Here is an 11460-nt window from a genome sequence, read left to right as displayed (position 1 = left end):
CGGGCGCGGGGCGGGCGCAGGTTCACGGGCAGGAGCGGCCGGCGCTGCGCCGACGCCGCGGCGCTTGACCGTCTCGACCACGACCTGCTTGGAGCGGCCATGGGAGAAGCTCTGACGTACGGTGCCCGCCTCGATCGGCCGCTTGAGGGAGAGCGGCTTCGGAGAAGTCCTGTTCAGAGTCTTGTCGCCCGGGTTGTTCGTGTCGCTCATTCAGCCTGAACCCTGAGGGTTTCCATCGTCCCGTGAACCGACGCCCGGTGGCGCCAGCCAAATTCGTCCTGGTGCGTCGTCAACGTGAGGCTTCGTCGATCCCGCCGATTCGGGCTGGATCGGGCTCCTCGGTCGCCGCGGCGGCGCCCTCGAAGGAGCGTAGCCGACGCCAACGCGACAGGCAGCCGGCAGCTCCGGCTCCTGCGACGAGCGCAGCGTGTATCACATGATCCCGACCCAAGGCCATGTCCAATTCATCTTCGGACAGGTCGTCGATGATCGGTATCCTTGACATGGCCTCACCGTGGCGTCTGTACAAGGCCGACGCGATCTTCCGGCGACCGTCGGGACTGGCTTCTGCGGCATGGATCAGCGCCACCGCGCCGGGCTGGCCGCCGATCGCCGCCTCGACCTTCGAGAACCCTGCGACCACGCATCCCGCCTTGTTGGCCATGGCGATGGCCTGCCGCAGATCCTCGCGCAGGCCGGTGACGATCCGGTCGGGCAGGTCGGGGCCGGCCTGGGCGGGCCCCTTGAAAGCCCGCGGGAACAGATTCTTGCGGACCGCCGTCGTCACGGTGTCGCGCCGGGCGCTGATCCAGGCCCCGCGCCCGGGCAGCTTGGCGCGGAGGTCCGGCACCACGGCGCCATCCGGACCGCGCACGAACCGGATCATCGCTTCGGGCGGCTGGACGACGCGCGTGACGATGCAGGTGCGTTGCGGCACGCGCCGGCCGGGGCCGCTATCGAGCCCCCCGGGATCGAGCCCCGGATCCTGCCCCTCGTCGGGCGGGGTCGTATCGACCTCGGCCATCCGCGCGTCCGCCGCAGCCTCCGCTCAGGCCTCGGCCGGGGTGGAGGCGGGCTCGGTGCCCTCCTCGCCCTCGGCGGTCTCAGCGCCCTCCTCGGCCTACGGCTCGGGCAGCGCCTCGATCCAGCCGGCCTTGAGGCGGGCAGCCATGATCAGGCCCTCGGCCTCGGCCCGCGACAGCTCGAAGCCGTCGAGGTAGCCGGCATGGCGCACGGCCTCGGGGCCGCGGCCCTCGGTGTAGCCGACGAGGTCGTCCGTGGCGCAGCCCGCCAGGTCCTCGACGGACTTCACGTCGTTCTCGCCGAGCGCCACCATCATGGGCGTGGTGATGCCCTCGATCTCGCGCAGCTCGTCGGCGACGCCGAGTTCGGTGCGGCGGGCATCGTGCTCCTGCTCGATCCGGGCGAGGTGATCCTGGGCGCGGGCCTGGATCTCGGCGCCGGTCTCGTCGTCGAGCCCCTGGATGCCGGACAGTTCCTGGATGTCGACGTAGGCGATCTCGTCGACGTTGCGGAAGCCTTCGGCCGCCAGCAGCTGGCCGACGGTCTCGTCGACGTCGAGCGCCTCCATGAACACCTGGGTCCGCTCGGCGAACTCCTTCTGGCGCCGCTCGGATTCCTCGGCCTCGGTCAGGATGTCGATGTCCCAGCCGGTGAGCTGCGAGGCCAGACGCACGTTCTGGCCGCGGCGGCCGATGGCCAGCGACAGCTGGTCGTCGGGCACCACCACCTCGATGCGGTCGGCCTCCTCGTCGAGCACGACCTTCACCACTTCCGCGGGCTGAAGGGCGTTGACGATGAAGGTCGCCTCGTCCTCGGACCACGGGATGATGTCGATCTTCTCGCCCTGGAGCTCGCCGACCACCGCCTGGACGCGCGAGCCGCGCATGCCGACGCAGGCGCCGACCGGGTCGATGCTGCCGTCGCGGGAAATCACGGCGATCTTGGCGCGGGAGCCCGGATCGCGGGCCACCGCCTTCACCTCGACGATGCCATCATAGATCTCGGGCACTTCCTGGCCGAACAGCTTGGCCATGAATTGCGGGTGCGAGCGTGACAGGAAGATCTGCGGGCCGCGCACTTCCGAGCGCACGTCGAACAGGTAGGAACGGATCCGGTCGCCCGGCCGGAAGGTCTCGCGCGGGATCATCTCGTCCCGGCGGACGATGCCCTCGCCCCGGCCCAGGTCGACGATGACGTTGCCGTACTCGACCCGCTTGACGATGCCGTTGAGGATCTCGCCGATGCGATCCTTGTACTCGTCGAACTGGCGGGCGCGCTCGGGGTCGCGCACCTTCTGGACGATGACCTGCTTGGCCGACTGGGCGGCGACGCGGCCGAAATCGAAGGGCGGCAGGGTGTCGGAGATCACGTCGCCGACCAGCGCGCCCGGGTTGTAGCGGCGGGCCTGGTCCAGGGTGATCTCGCGGGCGTCGTTCTCGACCTGATCGACCACCAGGAGGTGGCGCGACAGGCGCAGGGCTCCGGTCTTGTTGTCGATCTCGGCGTGAACGTCGGTCTCCGCGCCGTAGCGGGAGCGCGCCGCCTTGGCGATCGCCTCCTCCATCGCGTCGATCACGATGGAGCGGTCGATCACCTTCTCGCGGGCGACCGCGTCGGCGATCTGGAGGAGTTCGAGCCTGTTGGCGCTGACGACGGCCATCGGTGTCGGTCCTTCTCTTCCGTCAAGTCTTCGTGCCGGGCACCCGAGGGTGGCCGAGCCCGAATCTCAATTCAATGCAGGTCGTCGCGGCTCTTCAGACGGGACGCCTTGGACACGACCGGCTTCTTGGGGCCGGTGCGGGGCGGCTTCTTCTCTTTCGGGGCCTTCGGGTCGGCTTTGGCAGCCTTGCCCTGCGGACCCTGCGGCTTCGGCGCGGGCCAGGCCGGCGCCGCCGGCGCGTCGTCCTCGGCCGCGTCGTCTTCGTCCAGCGCGTCCGCATCGTCGGCCAGCGGGCCGCCGCGACGCAGGGACTCGCGGATCAGCTCGTCGGTGAGCACGAGATGCGCATCGGCCAGATCCCGCAGCGGAAGGTCGATCCGGCTCGGCAGCCCTTCCTTCACGTCCGGCAGGTCGATGGGGACGGTCAGCTTTTCCGCGTCCGGCGCGCCCAGGATGCCACGGAAGCGTTTGCGGCCGTCGAGCGGCGGGCTCAGCTCGATCTTGGCCTCGTAGCCCGCCCAGCGGGCGAAATCCGAGACCCGCACCAGCGGTCGGTCGATCCCCGGTGACGAGATCTCGAGATTGTAGGCGGTGCCCACCGGATCGTCGACGTCGAGCACCGGCGAGATCGCCCGGCTCACCGCCTCGCAATCGTCGATCGAGAAGGTGCCGTCCGGCCGCTCGGCCATGATCTGGACGGTGCAACCGTTGGTGTTGGTGACCTTCACCCGGACCAGCCGGAAGCCGAGGCCCTGGACCGGCCCCTCGATCACCTGCACCACGCGAGCGGCGACGCCGCTCTCGCGGACGAGGCGCTTCTCGGACAGATCCGCTTCGATCTCGGACGACATGGATATCAGCGCGCAACCTTTGCGGCGTTCTGGGCGGCACGTCCGAACGTGCGGTCTCGCGCTGCCAAACCTGACGCGGCGAAAAAAAAGAGCGGACCCGGTGGGGCCCACTCCCGAACCGCAGCCTCGCGACTGCCATCAGAACTGTTGAGCGATAGATAGCCGCGCTCGGCCGCGAGCGCAAGGCAGATCAGCGACGTGGCGCGCCGGAGACGTGATGCAATCGGACGGATCGGGTCAGGGCCAGGGTGCGCCCGCGCGCACGAACCCGATCCGGCCTCGCCCCGGGACCATGCGATCGGCTTGGTTCCCGCCGGGTCGATACTGGCGAGATCGCCGGGTCGGATTTGCTATACGCCTCGCAACCAGCAATCGATTCCAGGCAACATTTGAGCATGAAGACGATCAAGTCGGTACCGGGCCGCTTCGTCAGCGCTGTCAGGCGGTCGTTCCGGCAGTTCCTTGCTCTGCCGCTCGCGACCGTCATCGGGTTCGTATGCCTGAACGCCCTGGTCTATCTGGCGGATCGGTCCTGGTCCGGGGGCGATGCGCCGGCCGGGTTCGCGTGGCTCGGCAAATTGCTGGGCGACCGAGCGGCCCTGGGTGGCCTCCTGACGACGGTGGCGTCCAGCATCATCACCGTCACCTCCATCACCTTCTCACTCCTGTTGCTCGCCGTCCAACAGGGGGCGGCCGCCCTGACCGCGCAGGTCACCGACCAGTTCATGGCCCGGCGCACGAACCAGTTCTATTTCGGGTATTTCGTCGGCCTGTCGGTGTTCGTCCTGATGACGCTCGTCACCAACACCGGCTTTCACCGGCCCGTCTTCGGGACCACGATCGCCCTGCTGCTGACCACCTCGGCCCTCTGCCTCATCATCGTGATGATCTACAACACGATCGATCAGATGCGGCCGGCGCAGATCATCCAATTCATCCACGACCGGGTTCTGGAAGCCCGCGATGAAGATCTCCGGCTGCTTGCCGCCACCCGGAGGACGGCGCGGGCGGACTGGCCCGTGGCCGCATCGATCCGCGCGCGGGAAAGCGGGTACGTCGTCCGCCTCGATCTCCCGCGCATCGAAGAGGCCGTGCGGCGGCATGCCCAAGCGGCGGTCGAGATCGAATTCGACATCACCGTCGGGACGTATCGCGCCGTCAACGACCCCCTGTTCCAGGTGCGCTGCCGGCCCGGCACGACGCTCGACGCGGGGGCACGGGAAAGCCTCGTCGGCGAGACGCTGAAAGCGCTCACCTACGACGACGGTCGCGACCTCCAGCACGACGCCGCCTATGGCCTACACCAGCTCTCGACCATCGCCTGGACCTCGGTCTCGACGTCGAAATCCAACCCCAGCCCCGGCCTCTCGGTCATCCAGGCCCTGCGGGACATCATCGCGCACTGGAGCGAGGACGAGAACCAGCCGCTCGAAGATCCAAGCTCCTGCATCGTCTACGCGGATGCCGCACCGATCATCGCGACCGACGCCCTCGAAGCCGTGATCGTGGTGGCTTCCGAGTCGATCCAGTCCCAGACCCTCACGGAAGCCATCAAGACCCTGGCGATCCTGCTCCGTCATGTCGGGCAGCCGACGGCGGACAGGCTCGCCGATGTCGCCAATCGCACCCTGTCGAGCCTCGGAGAGCACGTCCTGACCCGTCAGCTCGAAGCCGCTCTGGAGGACATGGCAAAGGCCCTCACCGAGCGCGGCTTCATCGTCGTCGCCAGGGCCGTCTCCGAGGCGTCGGCTGAACTCGCCGCCAGCCTGGGCAAGCTGAACTCACGCTCGACCCGCGTGCCGGGAACGACCTCTTAAGAGCGTGTCGGACCGGTCTTCCCGCGCTCGCCCTCATCCTGAAGGTGGCGCAGCGAAGCCCTCGGCGGAGGCCTTCCGCCGGCCGCGCGATCCCTGGAAGACTCCTTCGAGGTTCGCTGCGCTCGCGTCTCAGGATGAGGGGGGTGGATGGGAGAGGCACCGATCACGGTCCATCCGGGCGAGCGCCCGTCGGGTGCCGTGGCCGGCGGACATCAAACGCCCCGCGGGATCCGCCCCTCCAGCGGATAGGCCGGATCGTTGTAGCCCGGCGTGGTCGGGTGCCCGGCGGCCACGAAGCCGTCCACCAGGGCCTCGTCCTCCGGGGTGAAGGCGTAGTCGAGGGCGCCGAGATATTCCTGCCATTGCGCCTCGGTGCGCGGCCCGGCGATGACGCCGGTGACGAGGCGGTTGTTCAGCACCCAGGCGGTGGCGAATTGCCCGGCCGTGATGCCGCGGCCCTCGGCATGCTCCTTCAGGGTGCGGGCGATGCGCAGGGATTCCGGCCGCCACTCGGTCTGCATCATCCGGGCGTCCTGCCGGCCAGCGCGGGATTCGGCCGGGGGTGGGGCGTCCGGATCGTACTTGCCGGTCAGCACGCCGCGGGCGAGGGGCGAGTACGGGACGACGCCGAGCCCGTAATGAGCGCAGGCCGGAAGGTGCTCGGTCTCGGGCATGCGGTTGAAGGCGTTGTAATAGGGCTGGCTCACCACCGGCCGGTCGATCCCGATCTCGTCGCAGAGCCGGCAGATCTCGGCGACCCGCCAGGACCGGTGGTTCGAGACGCCGAAATGCCGGATCTTGCCCGCCCGTACGAGATCGGCCATCGCCCGCACGGTCTCCGCGAGCGGCGTGTCGTGATCCTCCTTGTGGAGGTAGTAGATGTCGATGAATTCCGTGCCGAGGCGGCGCAGGCTGTCCTCGGCGGCCTTCATGACGTGGACCCGCGACAGGCCGCGGTCGTTGACGCCCTGGCCCGTCGGGTTGGCGACCTTGGTGGCGAGAATCCAGGCGGCGCGGTCGCCCTTGATCGCCCGGCCGGTGATCTCCTCCGAGCGGCCCTCGGTGTAGACGTTGGCCGTGTCGATGAAGTTGATGCCCGCCTCCCGGGCGCTGCCGACGATGCGCCCGGCGGTGGCCTCGTCGGTGGGCCCGCCGAACATCATCGTGCCGAGGCAGATCGGCGAGACCTTGAGGCCGGAGCGGCCGAGATTGCGGTACTGCATGGGATCCATCCGGTGTCCGTCCGCCCGCAATCTCGGCGCTTGGGCGGCGAGGTCAACCGTGCCGGCGTAACACCGGGGACATCCGCGGCGAACCGACCCGCGCGGGGAGCGATCCACACAAGCGCCGGTTTCGCACTCCTATACCCTGGCCCGACGGCCACGCCGCTTCCGATGTCAGAAGGCCGAGTCCGAAAGCAATGATCGACCGCCTGGCCGTTCCCCTCGGTATCCCCCTCCCCTGGCTCGACCGGGCCGGGCGCCTCTCGTGGCTGAAGCTCGCGGTATTCCTGGCCTGCATCGCGCCGGCCGCGTACCTGGCGGCGGCCTACCGGCTCGACGCGCTCGGCGCCAAGCCGATCACCGCGCTGATCCACGCCACCGGCGAGTGGGCGGTGCGCTTCCTGCTGTTCTCGCTGGCGATCTCGCCGCTGCGCCGCATCGCCGATTGGGGGAAGGTGCTGGTGGTCCGGCGCATGCTCGGCATCACCGTGATGGCCTACGCGGTGGCGCATCTCACCCTCTACGCGGTCGATCAGAACCTGGTCCTGACCAAGGTCGCCACCGAGATCGCCCTGCGGCTCTACCTGACGATCGGCTTCGTGGCGCTGATCGGCCTGATCGCCCTGGGGCTGACCTCCACGGACGCGGCGATCCGCAACCTCGGCCCGAACTGGCACCGGCTGCACCGGCTCGTCTACACGATCGCGGTGCTGGCGCTGGTCCATTACTTCCTGCAATCGAAGATCGATGTCAGCGATCCGGTCTTCTCCGCCGGGTTGTTCCTGCTGCTGATGGGCTGGCGGGCGATGCGGCGGTTCAAGCTGCCGGAGCGGCCGTGGTCGCTGCTGCTCCTCGCGATCCTCGGCGGCCTCGCAACAGCGGGACTCGAGGCGGCCTGGTACGGGCTCGCCAGCGGCGTTCCGGCCAGCCTCGTGCTGGCGGCCAATCTCGACTTCTCCGGCCCGATCCGCCCGGCTTGGTGGGTCCTGGCGACCGGGCTGCTGATGCCGGCCATCGCCCTCGTGCGCGGCGCGCGCACCACGGACCGGACGCTGCGGGCGGCGCCCGGTGCGCCGCGCAGGACCCAAGCCAAAACCGCTCTGACGGAACCCTTGTCGCCGTCCGCCTGATGCCGCAGAACCCGCCACCGGCGGTTCTCACGCCGCAGCGGAGTGACATGGGCAATGCGCGGCAGGCTTCTCCTCATCGCGGGCATGCTCGCGCCGACCCTTGCCCTGGCGGCGCCCAAAGCCACCCCGGACAAGGGCGCGCCGGCGCCGGCCGCCGCCCCGGTGGCCACGGCCTGCAAGGCGCCCGAGCCGCCGCCGGCCTCGGCGCGGCCGGTCAAGCCGGCCCTGCCCGAGAAGCCGGCCTGCCTCGACGCCAAGGGCGGCTGTCCCGGTTGGGAGGCCTACAGCTTCAACGACGCGGTCAAGGCCTACAACCTGCAAGCGCAGACATTCCGGCCGATCGCCGAGGCCTATGTCCAGAAGCTCAACGCCTACGTGAAGGCGAGCGGGGAATACGCGCAGTGCGAGATCAACGCGATGCAGAACTGAAGCCCGCTTCGGCGGAGCGATAACCGGGTTCGCCGGCTGAACGGTGGGCAACCGGGGAGGCGGCAGGGGTTCAGGCGGCGCGGCGCAGTCTCCGGCATCGATGGCCGCGATCCCCGCCGCCGCTTCCTGCCGAGGCCCACCAGTGCCCCTCCGTCATGTTATCGGGCGCGCCGGATTCTGCGCCCTGCTGCTCGCCGCGGCCCCGGCGCTGGCCGCCGATTTCGATGGGCCCTATCCGCCGCCCCACGGCTATGGCGGTCCCGGCGATGGCTATGAGCGGCGCCCGCCGCCGCCCCCGCCCGAGCCGGAATTCCGCAGGCCCCGCTTCACCGCGGCGCCGCCCGAGGCGTGCCGGGAATTCGTTCGCCGCCGGTTCGATCCGGACGGTGCGCCGGTGGTCCGCCGGGTGCGGGTCTGCGACGAGCAGGCCTACGAGCGCGGGCCGCCCCCGCCGCCGCCTCCGCCCGAGGATTATCCGCCCCGCCGCTGGGGCGGGCCCCGCTGGTAGGATCGCGGCCCCGGTCAGATCCGGGCCGGGGCCTTCTTGAGGGCGGCCGCGAAGGCCTTGAGCTGGCGGTTCAGATCCGCCAGCTCGTTCAGCGCGATGGTCTTGTGGCCGTCGCGGACCGCGCGCTCGATATCCTCGACCTGGAGGCTGACGAGGCGGCGGATGGCGGTGGCGACTTGTTCTCGGGTCATCGATGCGAGCGTCTCGTTCGCGCGTCCTGGCGGGCCTCAACGGACGGCCGCAACACGGCCGCCGACACCGCTCGGTGATAGGCCGGTAGGCTTAACCGTTGGTGTCCGCAGGCCCCGCCATCCCCGGAAACCGGGCCCTCCGGCCCCAGCCCTTTCAAGGTGTCTGGCCAGATGCGCGTCGCGGGATCGGCGCTCACGAGCCAATCACGCGCGCCCCTTTCCCGGACAGGTGCAGCGGAGCGGAACCTGATCCGGGACCCAGCACACGAAGCGCCGCGCCAGCGGCACGGGTTAATCAGGCGGACGCTGCGCGTCGTCGTGTGCTGGGTCCCGGGTCGCATTTCGCTGACGCTGCATGCGCCCGGGAAAAGGCCGTGCGGGCCGGCGCGACGCCATGTTCCGGCTCTCAGCCCATCACCTTCAAAGGGCCGCCTCCAGCCCCTATCGCGCGCCCTGGATCTCGCCCCGCCGCATCGGCATCGCGTCGATCGTGACGAACAGTTTTTGGGGCGGGATCGGTGCCGCTTCCGTGAGCTTGGCGCCGCCATCCTTGCCGATCAGGACCGCCCGGAATTCGCCTTCCGGCAGAGACAGTTGCGCGCGCAGAGCTCGGGCCTCGGCGCCGGTCCCGACCGCCTCCAGCACCACGAGGTCGCGCTCCGATACGCCACCCCGCACGCGCCCGAGCGCGGCGCGCTGGGCGCGCAGATCGGCATCGGCGGCGTCGGGGGCCGAGAGCACCAGGACCCGGGACCGCCAGCGATAGGCATCGAGCGGTCCGGCCGCCGCGGCGCCTGCCGTCAGGGCGGCCAAGCCGAAGCCAATCAGGGTTGCGCGCATCATGGCTCCTCGCTCGCCGATCCCGGTCAACGCGCGGGGCGCCCCATTGGCCGCCGGGGTGCGACGCCCCAGATCGGGGGTCGCAGGCAGAACACCCGGGAGTCTTTCATGAACGCCGTGAACCGCCGCATCGTCCTGGCGTCGCGCCCGCATGGGGAGCCGAAGCCGGAGAACTTCCGCCTGGAGGAGGGTCCGGTGCCGGAGATCGGACCGGGCCAGATCCTGCTGCGCACCCGCTGGTTGTCCCTCGACCCGTATATGCGCGGCCGGATGAGCGACGCGAAATCCTACGCGACCCCGGTGCAGATCGGCGAACCGATCACCGCCGAGGTGGTCGGCGAGGTCGTCGCTTCGAAGAATCCCGATATACCAGTTGGAACTCTTCGCACGGCCTTCGCAGGCTGGCAGGAGTACTTTGCCACCGACGGACAGGGCACCCGCCGGGTCGATCCGGACGCGGCCCCGCCCTCGACGGCGGTCGGCGTGCTCGGGATGCCGGGTATGACCGCGTATACCGGCCTGCTCAATATCGGGCAGCCGAAACCCGGGGAGACCGTGGTGGTGGCCGCCGCCACCGGGCCGGTGGGGTCGCTGGTCGGGCAGATCGCCAGGCTGAAGGGCGCCCGGGCGGTGGGGATCGCGGGCGGGCCGGACAAGTGCCGCTACCTCACGGAGGAGCTCGGCTTCGACGCGGCGGTGGACCATCGCGGATCCGACCTGCCCGGGGCGCTGGCCGAGGCCTGCCCCAAGGGCATCGACGTGTATTTCGAGAATGTCGGCGGCGCCGTCTTCGCTGCCGTGATGCCGCTGCTCAACCCGTTCGCCCGGATCCCGGTCTGCGGCCTGGTCTCGGCCTACAACGCCACCGAGACGCCCCCCGGCCCGGACCGGCTCCCCGGCCTGATGCGTTCGGTGCTCACGAACCGCCTGCACATCCAGGGCTTCATCGTCTGGGATTTCGCCGACCAGGCCGAGACCTTCAGGAGCGAGGTCGGGGCGTGGATCCGGGAGGGCAAGGTCCGCTACCGGGAGGACGTGGTCGAGGGCCTGGAGAACGCGCCCGAGGCGTTCATCGGCCTGCTGAAGGGCCGGAATTTTGGTAAGCTGGTTGTGCATATCCCCTAAGCGGATCTTGCCGATTCGTTGGAACAGAGATAGAACAAACATCGTCGGCGAGCTGCGGATTACGGGCACAATCCGCGACCGCAGGTTGCCGCTCCGACGGCCCGGGCGCATGAGTCCCCGGCCGCCGGGTGATGAGCCCAGTGAGATCCGTACGGTGAGGAGAGAGCGATGGCGGGCAGCGTCAACAAGGTGATTCTGGTGGGCAATCTCGGGCGCGACCCGGAGATGCGCCGCCTCGGCTCGGGCGACCCGGTCTGCAACCTGCGGCTGGCGACCTCCGAGTCCTGGAAGGACAAGGCCTCCGGCGAGCGCAAGGAGAAGACCGAGTGGCACTCGGTCGTGATCTACAACGACAACCTCGCCCGGGTGGCCGAGCAGTACCTGCGCAAGGGCTCGAAGGTCTATATCGAGGGCCAGCTCCAGACCCGGAAATGGACCGACAATTCCGGCGTCGAGAAGTACACCACCGAGGTGGTGCTCCAGCGCTTCCGCGGCGAGATGACCCTCCTCGACGGCCGCGGCGGTGGCGGCGGCGACTTCGCCGGCGAGGACGAGGGCGGCGGCCAGATCAGCCGTGGCGGCGACTCGGGCGGTGGCCGGGGCGGCGACCGCGGCGGTGATTGCGGCGGGGGTCGCGGCCAGGGCGGCGGCTGCGGTGGCGGA

At 69.8% G+C, this 11460-nt stretch carries 13 protein-coding genes; 6 read left to right on the top strand and 7 right to left on the bottom strand.

Translation table 11 applies throughout. From position 1 onward, the window contains the following. The 4 genes from AO398_RS25385 to rimP form a co-directional block, all read right to left on the bottom strand. The coding region (locus tag AO398_RS25385; RefSeq protein WP_058194942.1) for a translation initiation factor IF-2 associated domain-containing protein at positions 1-210 on the bottom strand (210 nt) is incomplete at its 3' end. A 79-nt stretch (positions 211-289) separates the two neighbouring features. Continuing rightward, a complete protein-coding gene (locus AO398_RS25380) occupies positions 290-1024 on the bottom strand; it encodes an RNA-binding protein (RefSeq protein ID WP_058194941.1) in 735 nt (244 codons plus the stop codon). Between the two features lie 96 nt (positions 1025-1120). Further along, positions 1121-2683: a transcription termination factor NusA gene (nusA, locus tag AO398_RS25375; RefSeq protein ID WP_058194940.1), complete on the bottom strand. Its 1563-nt coding sequence runs from the start codon at positions 2681-2683 to the stop codon at positions 1121-1123. Positions 2684-2754: 71 nt separating this feature from the next. Continuing rightward, on the bottom strand, positions 2755-3534 hold the full coding sequence (gene rimP / locus AO398_RS25370; protein WP_058194939.1) for a ribosome maturation factor RimP: 780 nt from the start codon (positions 3532-3534) through the stop codon (positions 2755-2757). A 395-nt stretch (positions 3535-3929) separates the two neighbouring features. On the opposite strand from rimP, the gene AO398_RS25365 reads away from it, so the two are divergent. Further along, the gene (locus AO398_RS25365; RefSeq protein WP_058194938.1) at positions 3930-5351 is read left to right on the top strand and encodes a DUF2254 family protein; all 1422 of its coding nucleotides are present in this window, start codon (positions 3930-3932) and stop codon (positions 5349-5351) included. Between the two features lie 212 nt (positions 5352-5563). Here AO398_RS25365 and AO398_RS25360 read toward each other — a convergent pair whose 3' ends face one another. Continuing rightward, positions 5564-6574, bottom strand: a complete 1011-nt coding sequence (locus AO398_RS25360) for an aldo/keto reductase (protein ID WP_058194937.1) — start codon at positions 6572-6574, stop codon at positions 5564-5566. Between the two features lie 197 nt (positions 6575-6771). Between AO398_RS25360 and AO398_RS25355 the strand changes: the two genes are divergently transcribed. From AO398_RS25355 to AO398_RS25345, 3 genes are all read left to right on the top strand, one after another. After that, on the top strand, positions 6772-7704 hold the full coding sequence (locus AO398_RS25355) for a protein-methionine-sulfoxide reductase heme-binding subunit MsrQ (RefSeq protein ID WP_058194936.1): 933 nt from the start codon (positions 6772-6774) through the stop codon (positions 7702-7704). Positions 7705-7758: 54 nt separating this feature from the next. Continuing rightward, entirely contained in the window at positions 7759-8133 is a 375-nt protein-coding gene (locus tag AO398_RS25350) for a hypothetical protein (RefSeq protein ID WP_152997651.1), read from the top strand. A 142-nt stretch (positions 8134-8275) separates the two neighbouring features. Next, the gene (locus AO398_RS25345; protein ID WP_058194935.1) at positions 8276-8641 is read left to right on the top strand and encodes a hypothetical protein; all 366 of its coding nucleotides are present in this window, start codon (positions 8276-8278) and stop codon (positions 8639-8641) included. A gap of 14 nt (positions 8642-8655) precedes the next feature. Here the strand turns inward: AO398_RS25345 and AO398_RS29190 are convergent, their stop codons facing one another. Next, positions 8656-8832, bottom strand: coding sequence for a hypothetical protein (locus AO398_RS29190; protein WP_167367624.1), 177 nt, complete (start codon positions 8830-8832; stop codon positions 8656-8658). 441 nt (positions 8833-9273) lie between these two features. Next, positions 9274-9672 (bottom strand): DUF4174 domain-containing protein, encoded by a 399-nt coding sequence (locus AO398_RS25340; RefSeq protein ID WP_201025838.1) that lies wholly within the window; start codon positions 9670-9672, stop codon positions 9274-9276. Positions 9673-9780: 108 nt separating this feature from the next. Between AO398_RS25340 and AO398_RS25335 the strand changes: the two genes are divergently transcribed. Beyond that, on the top strand, positions 9781-10797 hold the full coding sequence (locus AO398_RS25335) for an NADP-dependent oxidoreductase (protein WP_058194933.1): 1017 nt from the start codon (positions 9781-9783) through the stop codon (positions 10795-10797). Positions 10798-10965: 168 nt separating this feature from the next. Beyond that, positions 10966-11460 (top strand): single-stranded DNA-binding protein (gene ssb / locus AO398_RS25330; RefSeq protein WP_058194932.1); only part of this gene is annotated, 495 nt, incomplete at its 3' end.

Origin of the sequence: Methylobacterium sp. GXS13, from assembly GCF_001455965.1 — a bacterium.
GTDB lineage: Bacteria > Pseudomonadota > Alphaproteobacteria > Rhizobiales > Beijerinckiaceae > Methylobacterium.
Note: the sequence above shows the minus strand (reverse complement) of the source record. Positions and strands in the feature narration are given on the sequence as shown.